Origin of the sequence: Neorhizobium lilium, from assembly GCF_004053875.1 — a bacterium.
Taxonomy (GTDB): Bacteria; Pseudomonadota; Alphaproteobacteria; order Rhizobiales; family Rhizobiaceae; genus Neorhizobium; species Neorhizobium lilii.
The window spans coordinates 266,755-281,437 of the sequence record NZ_SBIP01000003.1 but is presented as its reverse complement, the minus strand read 5'-3'; the positions used below and the strand labels follow the sequence as shown (position 1 = coordinate 281,437).

General features: G+C 61.8%; 15 protein-coding genes and 1 pseudogene. 10 read left to right on the top strand and 6 right to left on the bottom strand.

Going from position 1 to position 14,683, the window contains the following annotated elements:
• Nucleotides 1-16: 16 nt before the first annotated feature.
• From gshB to rsmI, 4 genes are all read right to left on the bottom strand, one after another.
• A complete protein-coding gene (gene gshB, locus EPK99_RS13950; protein ID WP_128443692.1) occupies nt 17-967 on the bottom strand; it encodes a glutathione synthase in 951 nt (316 codons plus the stop codon).
• Between the two features lie 94 nt (nt 968-1,061).
• Nucleotides 1,062-1,565, bottom strand: a complete 504-nt coding sequence (locus tag EPK99_RS13945) for a cupin domain-containing protein (RefSeq protein ID WP_128443691.1) — start codon at nt 1,563-1,565, stop codon at nt 1,062-1,064.
• Between the two features lie 112 nt (nt 1,566-1,677).
• Complete coding sequence (locus EPK99_RS13940) at nt 1,678-2,064, bottom strand: YraN family protein (protein ID WP_128443690.1); 387 nt, start codon at nt 2,062-2,064, stop codon at nt 1,678-1,680.
• Nucleotides 2,048-2,962: a 16S rRNA (cytidine(1402)-2'-O)-methyltransferase gene (gene rsmI / locus EPK99_RS13935; protein ID WP_128443689.1), complete on the bottom strand. Its 915-nt coding sequence runs from the start codon at nt 2,960-2,962 to the stop codon at nt 2,048-2,050. Before rsmI ends, EPK99_RS13940 begins: the two co-directional genes overlap by 17 nt.
• A gap of 227 nt (nt 2,963-3,189) precedes the next feature.
• Here rsmI and dnaN point away from each other — a divergent pair, with 227 nt between their 5' ends.
• From dnaN to pyrF, 3 genes are read left to right on the top strand one after another with little or no spacing between them, the layout of a single operon-like run.
• Entirely contained in the window at nt 3,190-4,308 is a 1,119-nt protein-coding gene (dnaN, locus tag EPK99_RS13930; protein ID WP_128443688.1) for a DNA polymerase III subunit beta, read from the top strand.
• Nucleotides 4,309-4,368: 60 nt separating this feature from the next.
• Nucleotides 4,369-4,956: a histidine phosphatase family protein gene (locus EPK99_RS13925; protein WP_128443687.1), complete on the top strand. Its 588-nt coding sequence runs from the start codon at nt 4,369-4,371 to the stop codon at nt 4,954-4,956.
• Between the two features lie 4 nt (nt 4,957-4,960).
• Nucleotides 4,961-5,653 (top strand): orotidine-5'-phosphate decarboxylase, encoded by a 693-nt coding sequence (gene pyrF, locus EPK99_RS13920; RefSeq protein WP_128443686.1) that lies wholly within the window; start codon nt 4,961-4,963, stop codon nt 5,651-5,653.
• Here the strand turns inward: pyrF and EPK99_RS13915 are convergent.
• Entirely contained in the window at nt 5,650-6,690 is a 1,041-nt protein-coding gene (locus tag EPK99_RS13915) for a right-handed parallel beta-helix repeat-containing protein (protein ID WP_128443685.1), read from the bottom strand. The two genes, pyrF and EPK99_RS13915, sit on opposite strands and share 4 nt — an antisense overlap.
• A gap of 64 nt (nt 6,691-6,754) precedes the next feature.
• On the opposite strand from EPK99_RS13915, the gene EPK99_RS13910 reads away from it, so the two are divergent.
• Nucleotides 6,755-7,042, top strand: coding sequence for a DUF1330 domain-containing protein (locus tag EPK99_RS13910; protein WP_128443684.1), 288 nt, complete (start codon nt 6,755-6,757; stop codon nt 7,040-7,042).
• 99 nt (nt 7,043-7,141) lie between these two features.
• The gene (locus tag EPK99_RS13905; protein ID WP_128443683.1) at nt 7,142-8,122 is read left to right on the top strand and encodes a complex I NDUFA9 subunit family protein; all 981 of its coding nucleotides are present in this window, start codon (nt 7,142-7,144) and stop codon (nt 8,120-8,122) included.
• 559 nt (nt 8,123-8,681) lie between these two features.
• On the opposite strand, the pseudogene EPK99_RS13900 reads toward EPK99_RS13905, so the two are convergent.
• Nucleotides 8,682-9,473, bottom strand: a pseudogene (locus EPK99_RS13900) (undecaprenyl-diphosphate phosphatase); the annotation flags it as partial.
• A gap of 266 nt (nt 9,474-9,739) precedes the next feature.
• Here EPK99_RS13900 and EPK99_RS13895 point away from each other — a divergent pair.
• The 5 genes from EPK99_RS13895 (at nt 9,740) to EPK99_RS13875 (ending at nt 14,620) form a co-directional block, all read left to right on the top strand.
• On the top strand, nt 9,740-10,432 hold the full coding sequence (locus tag EPK99_RS13895; RefSeq protein ID WP_128443681.1) for a glutathione S-transferase family protein: 693 nt from the start codon (nt 9,740-9,742) through the stop codon (nt 10,430-10,432).
• Entirely contained in the window at nt 10,413-11,588 is a 1,176-nt protein-coding gene (gene queG / locus EPK99_RS13890; protein WP_128443680.1) for a tRNA epoxyqueuosine(34) reductase QueG, read from the top strand. The genes EPK99_RS13895 and queG overlap by 20 nt, the downstream gene beginning before the upstream one ends.
• A complete protein-coding gene (locus tag EPK99_RS13885; RefSeq protein WP_128443679.1) occupies nt 11,588-12,460 on the top strand; it encodes an SDR family oxidoreductase in 873 nt (290 codons plus the stop codon). Before queG ends, EPK99_RS13885 begins: the two co-directional genes overlap by 1 nt.
• Before the next feature lie 381 nt (nt 12,461-12,841).
• A complete protein-coding gene (locus tag EPK99_RS13880) occupies nt 12,842-13,249 on the top strand; it encodes a septal ring lytic transglycosylase RlpA family protein (protein ID WP_128443678.1) in 408 nt (135 codons plus the stop codon).
• Between the two features lie 81 nt (nt 13,250-13,330).
• A complete protein-coding gene (locus tag EPK99_RS13875; protein WP_128443677.1) occupies nt 13,331-14,620 on the top strand; it encodes an RsmB/NOP family class I SAM-dependent RNA methyltransferase in 1,290 nt (429 codons plus the stop codon).
• The last annotated feature ends 63 nt before the right edge of the window (nt 14,621-14,683 follow it).

Below are 14,683 nucleotides of genomic sequence, written 5' to 3'. Positions count from 1 at the left end.
CACCCCCGTGGCAGGTTCAGCCGCGCTTTGCCTCGATGGCGTCCCAGAGAAGGCTCGCGACATCGGCGCCGCCGAACTTCTTTACTTCGCGGATGCCGGTCGGCGAGGTGACGTTGATCTCGGTCATGTAGTCGCCGATCACGTCGATGCCGACAAAGAGGAAGCCGCGTTCGCGCAGTGCCGGCCCGATGCGGGCGCAGATTTCCTTTTCGCGCGGCGTGATGTCCGTCGCCTCGGCCCGGCCGCCGACATGCATGTTGGAGCGGCTGTCGGTTTCGGCCGGCACACGGTTGATGGCGCCGACGGGCTCTCCGTCCACCAGCAGGATGCGCTTGTCACCCTTTCGGACCGCCGGCAGATAGGCCTGGGCGATGTAGGGCTCGCCGCGATACATCTGGCCGAACATTTCCAGGAGCGAGGTGAAGTTGCGGTCGTCGCGGGCCGAATGGAAGACTCCGGCGCCGCCATTGCCGTAGAGCGGCTTCAGGATGATGTCGCCCAGTTCCTCGCGGAAGCTGGCGATTTCCTGGGGGTCGCGCGAAATCAGCGTGGCCGGCATCAGGTCGGCGAACTCGGTCACGAAGATCTTTTCGGGCGAATTTCGCACCCAGGCGGGATCGTTCACCACCAGCGTGTTCGGATGGATGCGCTCCAGAAGATGAGTCGAGGTGATATATCCCATGTCGAAGGGCGGATCCTGGCGCAGATGCACCACATCCATAGTCGACAGATCGACGCGCTCCTTCTGGCCAAGGGAAAAGTGGTCGCCCTTGATGTCGCGCACCTGCAGCGATTCCACGGCGGCGAAGACCTTGCCGTCGCGCATGGTCAGCCGGTCGGGCGTGTAATGGAAGAGTTCGTAGCCTCGCGACTGCGCTTCCAGCGCCATGGCAAAGGTAGAGTCTCCGGCAATGCCGATGCCGGAAATATGGTCCATCTGAAATGCGACCCTGCGGATTCGTGCCATGGCTTCCATCCCTCGAAATAAGCTCGCCAGATCTAGTGCGCTTCGCAGTTAAATGGAAGCGCCCTGTCGGCCCGGCGATCGGAAGCGTCGGGCGTCAGCCCGCGAGACCCACAGGACGGCTTCGGCGCAGACGGTTGCGCAGCCGGTAGAGAACCGCAAGCGGGGCCGGAGCGGGCCGGCGCAGGAAGGCGATTTTCCTGACATAGGTTTCCACATGCCAGGTAGCCCAGCTGCCGCCCTTGAAATAGGCGATGTCACCGGCTCGCAGCAGGCGCTGCGTGCCGTCCTCGGCCTTCACGAGCACTTCCCCTTCGAGGATCATGACGGTCTCGTCCCAGCCGAAGAACCAGCGGAAGCTGCCGGCCGTGCAATCCCAGACGGATGTCAGGCCGGACTCGTCTTCCGCCCTGGAGTGAAACGCACTGCGGGCCTGCGGATTTCCGTCGATCACCCAGCTTGGCTCGATGGGTCCGGGCTGCATCTCCAGCGCATTTGCTGAATCCGCGATGAAGGAAGGCGTCCGCGGCCGCTTGAATTCATCCGTATTGTAACGAACAGCCACGGCCGAAACCATGGTCGCAAGAAGATGCCAGCTCATTGTTCCCCCGAAGCTGCCTAGGTTCGAAGAACTGTTAGCTGCAATCGGTAAGCGTAATGTTCTCTCTATTTGGAGAATTTTACCGATCGTCAAAAATGACAGCCAGTCCCCGTCAGAAGGCATCTGGAAAATGGCGCGGCCATCGGCGCGGCACAACCACGATGACATCGTAGCGCTGGGAGAGCGTCGCAAGGTTTCCATGCCTGGCTAGCCAAAGATCGCTTGCGGCCCGTATGCGCCGCTGGCTGTCAAAGCCGACGGCATCGATGCCTGCCTGTTCGCTGCGGCGCGCCTTGACCTCGACGAAAGCCAGGACATTGCCCTTGCGCGCGACGATATCCACTTCGCCAAGCCTGGTGCGGTGGCGGATGGCCAGAATCCGATAGCCCTTCAGCAGTAGATAGAGAGCGGCCACATATTCCGACAGATGGCCACGCCGTTCCGCTTTCCTGCGGCTGGCAGATCGACCCTCGGCGGCGGACCTATGCCTCCTGCCCATCGGACCCTTTCAGGCCAAGCAGCCGCTGGTAGAGATCCTTGCGGGAAAGGCCAGTCAGCCGCGCAGCTTCCGCCGCGGCCTTTGCGGTCGGCATGGTCGCGGCAAGCTCCCGCAGCAGCACATCCACCTCCACTGCGCCGGGGACATCGTCCAGATCCGGCGGCGCAAGCAGCAGAACCACCTCGCCCTTCACCACGCGGTCGTCGCCGTAATACTCCGCCAGTTCCTCCAGCGTGCCGCGGCGGAACTCCTCGAACGTCTTGGTAAGCTCCCGGGCAACGCAGGCCTGCCGGCCTCCCCCCAGCACCGCCACCGCAGAGGCAAGCGATGCGCCGATACGGTGCGGCGATTCGAAGAAGATCAGGGTCGCGGGGACTTTGGAAAGTTCGGCCAGGCGGTCACGCCGTCCCTTTTCCTTGACGGGCAGGAAGCCAGCAAACAGGAACGTGTCCGACGGCAGGCCCGAGCCGACCAGGCCAGCAAGCGGAGCAGAAGCGCCGGGAATGGGCACGACGCGATGCCCCGCCTCGATCGCCATCTGCCCCAGCCGGTAGCCGGGATCGGAAACGAGCGGCGTTCCGGCATCCGAGACGAGCGCAACGGAGCGCCCCTCGTCCAGCGCCGCAATCAGCTTGGGTCCCGCCTCGTTCGCATTGTGCTCGTGGTAGGCATAGGGCCGGTTGACGATGCCGTAGCGGTCGAGCAGAACGCGGGTGACGCGGGTGTCCTCACAGGCCAGCACGTCCGCGCCGCCCAGGGTTTCGAGCGCCCGCAGCGTGATGTCCTGAAGATTGCCGATCGGGGTCGCGACGAGATAGAGCGCGGGCTCGATGGGGCGCGCCGGCACGAAAACATTGGCGAGGCGATAACCGCGCGGGCTCTTCGGTTCTTCTGTCATGCTCCCTTATGGTCGAGGCGATGCCATTGAGCAAGCAAAGCGCATCCGCCATTTCCATGATTGCCCCTGCCGGCAGTGGATTGCGTGGTGCAGGCCCTGTTCGCCTCTTGCTTTTGCACGGCGAATTCTGCCATTTTGCCCGTCCATGTCATTTGGCTTGTCTCAAGCCACAGAATATCAGGCAACCGGCCCGCCCGGTCTGCCAGGGTCGAAAGCGATAGCGTCCAATGCGTATTACTCTTGAGCGGTCCAACCTCCTGAAGTCGCTGAACCACGTCCATCGCGTGGTAGAGCGGCGCAACACGATCCCGATCCTGTCCAACGTGCTCCTGCGCGCATCGGGCAATAATCTCGATCTGAAGGCGACCGACCTGGACCTCGAAATCACCGAGGGCCTGCCGGCCATGGTGGAGCAGGCGGGCGCTACAACGGTGCCGGCACATCTGCTTTACGAAATCGTTCGCAAACTGCCCGACGGTTCGGAAGTGCTGCTCGCTACCAATCCCGACGGCGGCTCGATGACGGTGCAGTCCGGCCGCTCCAAGTTCTCGTTGCAATGCCTGCCGGAAGCCGACTTTCCGGATCTCACCGCCGGCAGCTTCAGCCACACCTTCAAGCTGAAGGCGACCGATCTGAAGATGCTGATCGATCGCACCCAGTTTGCGATCTCCACCGAGGAAACCCGCTATTACCTCAACGGCATCTTCTTCCACACGATCGAGGCGGACGGCGACCTGAAGCTGCGGGCAGTGGCGACGGACGGCCATCGCCTGGCGCGTGCCGATGTCAAAGCCCCTTCCGGTTCGGAGGGCATGCCGGGCATCATCGTACCACGCAAGACAGTCGGCGAGTTGCAGAAGCTGGTGGACGACGCGGAAGCCGTGGTGACGGTGGAGCTGTCCGACGCAAAGATCCGCCTGTCGATCGGCGGCATCGTCATGACCTCCAAGCTGATCGACGGCACCTTCCCGGATTACCAGCGCGTGATCCCGACCGGCAACGACAAGGAAATGCGCGTCGATTGCCAGAGCTTCACCAAGGCGGTCGATCGCGTCTCCACCATTTCCTCCGAGCGTGGCCGGGCCGTGAAGCTGTCTCTTTCCGAAGGCCAGCTGACGCTGACGGTCAACAACCCGGATTCCGGCAGCGCCACCGAAGAGGTTGCCGTCGGCTACGACCATGATCCGATGGAGATCGGCTTCAACGCCAAGTATCTTCTCGACATCACGGCACAGCTTTCGGGCGAGGACGCCGTCTTCATGCTGGCCGATGCGGGCTCGCCGACGCTGGTGCGAGACACGGCCAATGAGGGTGCGCTTTACGTCCTCATGCCGATGCGCGTATAGCCGACTCCAAAGGCGGCCACCGGCCGCCTTTCATGACCGGCGTCCTGTGTAGGATACGAGATGAGCTTCGGCCTCTACATCACCCACCCGCAGGTGCAGATCGATCCGCAGGTGCCTGTTCCGCAATGGGGCCTTTCGGCCATGGGTCGCTCAAAGGCAGAACTGGCGGCGCAATCGCCTTGGGCGAAAAGGCTCGGACGAATCGTTTCCAGCGACGAAACGAAGGCGATCGAGACGGCAGATATTCTGGCTGCCGCGTCTGGCATTCCAGTCGAAGTCGCCGAGCACATGCACGAGAACGACCGGTCCGCGACCGGCTTCCTGCCGCCGCTCGCCTTCGAGGAAGCAGCCGATTGGTTCTTTGCCCACCCGACCGAGAGCTATCAAGGTTGGGAGCGGGCCGTGGACGCTCAGTCGCGCATCGTAGCGTCAGTCTTCAAGGTTCTCGCCGATCACGATGCCGCTCTGCCGATCGCCTTCGTGGGACATGGCGGCGTCGGCACACTCCTGAAGTGCCACCTGCTCGGCCGCTCAATTTCCAGAACGGAAGACCAGCCGGGTGGCGGCGGCAATCTCTTCTGCTTCTCGCTTGCGGATCATGGCGTCTCATGCGACTGGACGCCCATCGAACACTGGAAGGGAGTTTAAGCCGATGACACCGCGTGACCGCCTGATCGTTGGCCTCGATCTTCCGACCGTGGCCGAGGCTGAAGCCATGATCGCAACGCTCGGCGACACCGTTTCCTTCTACAAGATCGGCTATCAGCTTGCCTTTGCCGGCGGGCTTGAGCTTGCAAGAGACCTGGTGCGCGACGGTGTCGATATCTTTCTCGACATGAAGCTGCTCGACATCGACAACACGGTCGCCAATGGCGTGGAGAACATCGCCAAGATGGGCGTGTCCATGCTGACGCTGCATGCCTATCCCAAGGCGATGCGGGCCGCCGTCACTGCGGCCAAGGGCTCCGACCTCTGCCTTCTGGCCGTCACTGTGCTGACCTCCATGGACGAGACCGACCTCACCGAGGCTGGCTATGAATACGATCCGCATACGCTCGTCCTGCGCCGTGCCGAACAGGCGCACCTCGCCGGCATGGGCGGCATCGTCTGTTCGGCCGAAGAAGCCGCTGCGGTGCGCAAGATCGTCGGCCCCGACATGGCCGTCGTGACGCCAGGCATTCGCCCGGCCGGAGCGGACGCCGGCGACCAGAAGAGGGTGATGACGCCGGCCGACGCCATCCGCGCGGGCGCCAGCCACCTCGTCGTCGCGCGACCGATCGTCAAGGCGCCCGATCCGAAAGCGGCGGCCGAAGCGATTCTCGCTGAAATGCAGGCCGCGCTCTAGAAATTATCCCGGACAGTATTGTGCTCGTCACTGTCGAGGATGAGGTGGTCTGTCGCGCCCACCATGCGATTGCCTGTGACGGTATTGTACTGTGCAAAATCATAGGGACTGAGGCTGCTGCCGAGCGGAATGCCCGAGCGGAACAGACAATAGAACCGCGAGCCCTGGCGGCTGCCCAGCCAGATTGCCGGACGCGCTGCCCAAAAGGCGGAATAGTGGAAGACATTGTCCGCGATCACATTGCGCTGGGGCGACTGGTGACGGATCGTGCCGCCCTCGCCGCAATTGCGATAGAGGAAAATACCGCCGGTCAGCGGGTTGTCGAAGCGGTTGCCCTCTATGCGGTTGTCGGCCGAACCATCGACTGCAATCAGCTCGCGCCTGGTGGCGTGGATATCGAAAACGTTCCCGATGATGCGGTTGCGCGCCGACTCCGCGTCCAGATAGATGACAGTCGATACGGTGCGGCCCGTAAAACGGGAGTTCTCGACAGTCATGCCCGTGACGCCGGGAGCCGCATAGAGCGGAATGTCGGCCTCCCCTTCGAAGGTTATGTTGGACAAGGTTACGTTGCGTGGTGCCGCAGCCTGAGCGCGGGCGGTATGCCCTTCGCTGAGGGAGGAGAGCCGCACCTTTTCCGCCTCTCCGTTGCGACCCAGGCCGCGGATGTTGAGATCGCCCTTGATCGTGCAATTCCGGATGCCCACTCCGACCGGCACATCCCAGCTCCCATCGGGCCTTTCGACGGAACGGATCAAGACGGTCGGAGCGTTGCGCGACGGTTTCGCCAGCACTGCGCCGCGGCAATCGACCACTGTGTCGGACGCGGCACTACCGGACAGAACAATCGATGCTGTAATCGTCTCGCCGGGATCAAGGGCTAGGTCGCAGGCTATCTCGACCTGCGACGCTCCGGGTGAAGATTGCTGGCGCAGTTGCTGGTAGATCTGCGGGTGACATGGCGCCGCATCCGCCAGCCGCGCGTCGAAGAGAGCAACGAGCAGCATCGAAGCGACGACGGCTACATATGGCCTCATATTGACTTGCCTCCGGATTTATCTGAAGTCCACGTCATTCAAACTGCCTTGAGGAGAAGACGTCATGGCCAAGGGATACTGGATCGCACGCGTCGATATTCGTGATCCTGAACGCTACAAGGATTACGTGGCTGCTGCAAAACCCGCCTTCGAGAAATATGGCGCCAATTTTCTGGCGCGCGGCGGGGCATTCACCGAACTCGAGGGCAAGGCGCGCAGCCGCAATGTGGTGATCGAGTTCCCCTCGGTACAGGCTGCCGTCGATTGCTACAACTCGCCCGAATACCAGATCGCTGCCGCAATCCGACAGGAAGTGGCGGATGCGGAGATGGTCGTGGTCGAAGGCGCCTGATAACAAAACCGGAAACGATGCGGCAGTGGAACCCTTCCACCCGCCACACGATTCGGGTAAACACGACAACACTCTTCCCATGAACCTTCGGGGCCTGCCATGACCGTCAACAACCTTCCGCCTCTCGTCACCGTGTTCGGGGGATCGGGCTTCGTGGGACGGCATGTCGTGCGCACGCTGCTGCGTCACGGCTACCGCGTCCGGGTAGCCGTCCGCCGTCCTGATCTGGCCGGATTTCTGCAGACGACCGCCTATATCGGCCAGATCTCGCTGATACAGGCCAATCTGCGCTACCGGAAGTCGATCGAGCATGCCGTTCAGGGCGCTTCGCATGTGATCAACTGCGTCGGTATTCTCTTCGAGTCCGGCCGCAATACCTATGATGCCGTGCAGGATTTCGGCGCTCGCGCAGTAGCCGAAGCGGCCCGTGCCGCCGGCGCCAGGCTTACCCATATTTCGGCGATAGGCGCAGACGTCGATTCTGCATCCAGCTATGCCCGTTCCAAGGGCCGTGCAGAGGCCGCGATTCTTTCGGTCATGCCGGACGCGGTCATCCTGCGCCCGTCGGTGATTTTCGGGCCGGAGGACAGCTTCTTCAACAAGTTCGCCGATATGGCGCGCACCTTCCCCGCCCTGCCGCTGATCGGCGGCGGCAAGACGCGGCTGCAGCCCGTTTACGTCGAAGACGTCGCGGCGGTGGTCGGCCGTTCGGTAGACGGCACGCTTCCTCCAGGCCAGATTTATGAACTCGGCGGCAGCGAAATCATGACCCTGCGTGACTGCATGGAAACCGTGCTGCGTGTGACCAATCGCGAACGTCCGCTGGTTTCACTGCCGTTCGGCATCGCCTCCATGATCGGCAGCATCGCGTCGCTGGTGCCGTTGATCCAGCCGCCGATCACGGCGGATCAGGTGGAACTGCTGAAGCGCGACAATGTCGTGTCGGACGCGGCGATCAAGGAAGGCCGCACACTGCCGGGCCTCGGCATCACGCCGACATTGCCGGCATCGGTGCTCGCTTCCTACCTGGTTCGCTACCGGCCACAGGGCCAGTTCACCAACAGCGGCAAGGCAGCCTGATCTGCTCAACCTGAGGTTTCTTCGGCGCGTCAGCTCTTCGAAAGGCTGGCGCGTTTTGCGTTTTGGGAACAGGCCCTGTGGCTCTGTGGCACAAAGGACGCAGTTGTTGATAGCCTTGCGTTAACCGGCAGTTTAGCAAAAAGCTTTATTGAATTCACCAAGCGCGGCCCATAAACCAATGCGCGAAACCGAACTTCGGCTGTGACACAGACATCCCTATTTGAAAGGCCAGTTTTCATGGGCAAGCCTATCGCCCTTTTCTTTGCGTGCGCGGCGCTGGTGATCCTTGCGGGCTCCTTTATGGCGCCTAGAACGGATGCCGCAGGCAAGCTCGATTGCGCTCCGGCTTACGGCGTCGATCCCTGCAGCACGGCCTCGATCAGGAACTGATCAACAAAAAAAAGGCGGCTCCCGGGCCGCCTTTTTCATGTCCTTGACCAGCTACAGCATGTCGCACAGAGCGCAGCTTAAAGACCGCGACCCGTTTTAGCTATTTGGCAAGCGCCGGGCGCATCTCGGTTGCCACTGGCGCTGCGTTCGCATCCTCGCCCTGCTGTGGGAGATAGCCCGACGCAACGAGCCCCAACAGCACGACGCCGATAATGATACGGTAGACGGCGAAGGCCGTGAAGCGGTTGCTCTGGATGTAGGACAGGAGCCATTTCACGGCGACAAAGGCCACGACCGTCGAGACGGCGAAGGCGATCCCCAGAGACACCCAATTCTCGTTGGCGGCGCTGCCGTCCTTGATGGTCTTCATCAGCTCGTAGCCGCTTGCCGCATACATGGTCGGGATGCCGACCAGGAAGGCGAATTCGGTTGCCGCCACGCGGCTGCCCGTACCGGCCAGCATGGCGATGAAGATCGTGGTGCCCGAACGCGACAGGCCGGGAAAAACGCCCGCCACGACCTGCGCGATGCCGACAAGGATCGCCACATACCAGGTGATGGACGTATAGGGCGGTCGCTTGGCCGCTGCCCATTCGGCAAAGATCATCCAGATGCCGCCGATGATGAGAGCCCAGGCGACCGGGGCCGCGCTTTCCGGCAGCTGGAAGCCCAGTTTCTTGACGATCAGCCCGAGCACGGCCGTGATGAGGAAGGCGACGATCAGTTTTGCGGCATAGCGGCGGTTCTTCGGATCGCGCCAGCCGAGCACCAGGCTCAGCAGACGGTTCCAGTAGATGATCGTGACGGCAAGGATCGCGCCGGCCTGAATCACGATGTTGAACATGTCCGAGCGTCGCCCCAGCCATTGTTCGGCAATGATGAGGTGACCCGTACTGGAAATGGGCAGGAATTCGGTTACTCCCTCGATGATACCCAGAAGGACCGCATTCACATATTCCATACATACTCTCCGATCTGCAACGGCGCAGAAAATGGGTTGAACAAAGCAGCAGTGCCGGCTTAATCCGCGTTCAAGGCAAGAAAACGGTTCAAAACCGGCAAAGGGTCATGAAAAATCCATGATTGGCGGGGGCTTAGGCGAGACTCCAGATCTTGATTTGCGATTGAAGCGATACTGCAATCCTATATCTTTCTTAAATCCCGGTTGGTAGGGAGTTCGATGCAGGTTCCATATCGCACAGACGCCAGCAGGCGGACCGAAACATAATGCCCACACTTTATCATCATCCCATGTCTTCCGCGTCACGCTTCGTCCGCCTCATCCTGGCGGAATACGGTTTCCACAGCGAACTTGTGGAAGAGCAGCCCTGGGAGAAGCGCCGCGAGTTCCTCACGCTCAACCCGGCTGCGACCCTGCCCGTCTATGTGGACGACAATATGCGCGTCCTGTGCGGGCCTGCGGTCCTGATGGAATTTCTGGACGAGACGCATGGGGTGCTGAAGCGCGACCGCCGGTTGCTGGCCGAGGACCCATGGCAGCGTGCGGAGATCCGCCGCCTGTGCGAATGGTTCCTTCAGAAGATGGAGCAGGACGTGACCCGGCCGCTGACGCGGGAGCGGGTCTACAAGCTGCAGATGACAACGGCACAGGGCGGCGGCGCTCCAGACTCGAAAGTCCTGCGCACGTCGCGCGCCAATATCCGCCAGCATATGAAATATCTGACATGGCTTGCGGGATCGCGTCCCTGGCTTGCTGGCGACCGGCTCAGCTATGCGGATCTTGCCGCAGCGGCTTCCGTGTCCGTGCTCGACTATATGGGCGAGATCGACTGGTCTGAAACGCCTGTCGCCAAGGACTGGTATCAGCGGCTCAAATCCCGCCCCTCTTTCCGGCCGCTGCTTTCCGAGCGCATTCGCGGCCTTACTCCGGTGTCCCATTATGCGGATCTCGACTTCTGACGCGGCACCTCGCGATGAAGACAAGACGCTTCGCCGGCGGCAGAAGCTGACGGCCTTCATCCGCGAAGAAGCAGCCGCCCAAGGGTTCGACCTCTGCCGGATTACCGGGCCACAGAGCATTCCCCAGGCGCCGGAACGGCTTGCGACCTTTCTGCAGGACGGCCATCACGGCACCATGGCTTGGATGGCGGAGACTCAAGCGCGCCGCAGCGCTCCAATGGCGCTCTGGGCGGACGTCCGCTCGATCGTCATGTTCGGCCTCAACTATGGGCCGGACGAGGACCCTCGCCCTATCCTGGACAAGCCGGACAAGGCGGCCATCTCGGTCTATGCCCGCAACCGCGACTATCACGACGTCATCAAGGGCAGGCTGAAGGAAATCGCCACCCGTTTTGCGGCGCGCGCCGGTGAGGACGTCAAGGTTTTCGTCGATACGGCGCCGGTGATGGAGAAGCCGCTGGCGGAAGCGGCGGGCCTCGGCTGGCAGGGCAAGCACACCAATCTCGTCAGCCGCACCCATGGGTCCTGGCTGTTTCTCGGCAGCCTTTTCACCACCGCGGACCTCATCGAAGACGGCCGCGAGGCCGATCATTGCGGCTCCTGCCGTGCCTGTCTGGACGCCTGTCCGACCGCGGCCTTCCCGGCACCCTACCGGCTGGATGCGCGCCGCTGCATCTCCTACCTGACCATCGAGCACAAGGGCGCGATCGACCCGGCGATCCGCCCGCTGATCGGCAACCGGATCTATGGCTGCGACGATTGTCTGGCGGCCTGTCCGTGGAACAAGTTTGCCGCCAGCGCGTCCGAGATGAAGCTCAAGGCGCGTGAGGATCTTCTGGAGCCTTCCATCGACCTCCTGCTGACGCTGGACGACGCTGCTTTTCGCAGCTTTTTCAGCGGCTCGCCCGTCAAGCGCATCGGCCGAGACAGGTTTGTCCGCAACGTCCTCATCGCTGCCGGCAATTCCGGCGAGGCGCGGCTGATCGCGCCGTGCCTTCATCTGGCCGGCGATGCTTCGCCGGTGGTGCGCGGCATGGCGGTCTGGGCCTTGAATCGGCTGATGCTGCCCGAAGAATTCAAGCGCTTTGCCGAAACTCGGCCAGCGGAAGACGATGCGGACGTGCAGGAAGAATGGCGAATGGCAGGGGCGGCATGATGAATGTGATGATTTTCGGGTGCGGCTATTCCGGCAGCGCCATTGCCAAAGCCTTCCAGGCTGAGGGTGCCCATGTTTCCGGCACGGTCAGGTCGCCGCAAAAGGCGCTCGACCTCGTTGCCCAGGACATCAAAGCCTTCATCTTCGATGGCAGCCCCTTCAGCGAAGAGCTGCTAGCGGAATTGCTGGAGGTGACCCATCTCGTCCAGTCCATTCCTCCGGGCCGCGATGGCGATCCCCTATTGCCGCTCCTGTCCGGCTGCCTGCCTGCGCTCTGCCCCAAGCTCGAATGGATCGGCTATCTTTCCACTGTCGGCGTCTATGGCGACCACGGTGGCGATTGGGTGACGGAGGAGACGCCCGGCAGCCCCATCCAGGGCCGGTCCATCGAAAGGGTGGACACGGAGCAGGCCTGGGAGGCGGAAGGCAAGACGGCAGATGTGCCGGTCGCGGTTCTGCGCCTGTCCGGCATATACGGGCCGGGACGCAATGCCTTCGTCAACCTCGCGCAGGGTAAGGCAAGGCGCATCATCAAGAAGGATCAGGTTTTCAACCGCATCCGCGTGGAAGACATTGGCGGCGCCACTCTCTTTCTCGGCGGCCAAGCGATCGGCGGGATCTATAATATCACCGATGACGAGCCGGCACCGCCCCAGGATGTCATCGCAGAAGCAGCCCGCCTGATGGGGGTCGCGCCGCCCCCCGAACAGGACTTCGAGACCGCCGACATGACGCCCATGGCTCGCTCTTTTTACGGGGCCAACAAACGCGTCTCGAACGAAAAAATCAAGGCGGCCGGCTTCCGGTTGCGGTTTCCTGACTACCGGATGTCGATCGCACAGCTGTGGTCGGAAGAGTGCTGGAGAGGATAATTTTCCCACCCGTAAAAGTCGGAATTTCCGTCCTAGTGCCACTTCACGGTAATTATTTCTTAATTCATAGGGCATGGAATCACAAAATCTGCCTGAATGAGGCAAGTTGAATCGATTTTGCGAAAATTTTTTTTCCCCACTTTTTGTGATCGGCGGCACCTTGGTTGCAACACAGAAAACGATTCCGCTTTCTGACTGATTCTTAAGGATTTCTTCCGCCGTCACTTAGCTGGCTTCACAAAAACATCGACAGCTTTGTAATCACAAATGTTACAGACTGTAACGTTCCGTGAACGGAAGTCTCACTTTTTCGCCGTTTTTCGCCCCGCTTAACCGCCTCGCACCACGGTGCAGGGACAAAACGAACGGGGACGAACCGACTTGCCAACAATTCGACGCTCGACTTTCGCCGCGGCCTCACTTGCTGTTTTCGCGCTTATCGCATCCACCCAGGCACAGGCTGCCGGCTGCGGACATGCCTCCTGGTATGCTGCCGGCTCCAAGACGGCATCCGGAGAGCGGATGAACCCATCCAACCTGACGGCCGCTCACCGCAGCCTGCCTTTCGGCACCAAGGTGCTCGTTACCAACAAACGCAACGGCCGAAGCGTCGTGGTCCGGATCAACGACCGGGGGCCGTTCATCCGCGGCCGTGTGATCGATGTTTCCAAGGCTGCCGCCCAGAATATCGGCATGGTTTCCAGCGGCACCGCCCAGGTCTGTTTTCAGGTGGTCGATGCAGGAAGCCAGAAGGTCGCCGGCAAGGGCTTGAAAAATATCGACGGCTGACGCGCGCCGTCTGCCTCTTGCCCTAACGCTCGATCGCGGTTACGACCCGCTCATGCGGGTTCAACCGGGACGGAGAACAAGATGCGACTGGGCGGACGTATAGCCGGAGCGATCGACGTACTGGCGGATATCGATGCCAGGAAGCGCCCGGTTGCCGATGCCCTGAAGGATTGGGGGCTCGCTCACCGTTTTGCCGGATCCGGCGACCGCGCCGCGATCGGCAACATCGTTTACGACGCGCTTCGCATGCGCCTCAGCCATGCCTGGGTCATGGACGACGAGAGCCCAACTGCTCTGGCTTACGCCGTCTTGATCCGCCAATGGGGATTTTCCCCCGAAACGCTCTCGGCGGATTTCGCAGACGACCGTTTTGCGCCGCCTCCTCTTACAGAGACGCAGCTGGCCGCTCTTTCCCACCGCGACATTTCAGACGCAGCGCTGCACGTGCAGGGCGACATCCCGGAATGGCTACAGCCGTCCTTCGAAGCCAATTTCGGCGAGGACTGGCTTGCCGAAGCCAAGGCGCTTTCCACGCGCCCGACGCTCGACCTTCGCGCCAATACCCTGAAAGCCAACCGGGAAAAAGTTGTCAGGGCGCTTGAGCGCGCGGGAGCGAAAGCTTCCAGCCTTGCCCGCAATGGCATCCGGATTGCAGCGGGCGAAGGCGCTTCCAGACTTCCAAACGTCACTGCCGAGATTTCGTTCCAGAAAGGCTGGTTCGAAGTGCAGGACGAAGGTTCGCAGATCGTTGCAGACCTGGTCGATCCCGGCGAACAGGATCAGGTGCTGGACTATTGCGCCGGCGGCGGCGGCAAGACGCTGGCCATGGCGGCAGCCATGCACAACAAGGGTCAGATCCACGCGTTCGACGCCGACCGCAAGCGGCTCGCGCCCATTATCGAACGCCTGCGCCGCGCCGGCACCCGCAATGTGCAGGTGCATGACGATGCGCGGCAACTCGAACCGATGAGAAGCAAGCTCGATGTTGTGCTTGTGGATGCCCCCTGCACAGGCACTGGCACATGGCGGCGCCGGCCCGACACGAAATGGCGGCTGACGCAGAAGAACCTCGATGAGCGCCTGGCCCAGCAGCAGGAGGCGCTTGGCGAAGCGGCAGCCTTCGTGAAGCCGGGCGGTACGCTGGTTTATGTCACCTGCTCCATCCTGCCGGAAGAAAACGACCGGCAGGCACAGCGTTTCTGTGCCGAGCATCCGGAATTCTCGGTCGCTTCGGTGGCCGGCCGCTGGGAGACGTTGTTCGGCAAGACCGTGGCTCAGCCGCGGATCAGCGAGGCCGGAACCGTAACTTTGACCCCTGCCAGCACTGACACGGACGGCTTTTTCTTCTGCCGCATGCAACGCCAGGTTTGAACTCATTTGACGAAGGCCAAGACCGTCCCAGCACTTTGAAATCATTCTAAACTAGATAATTTG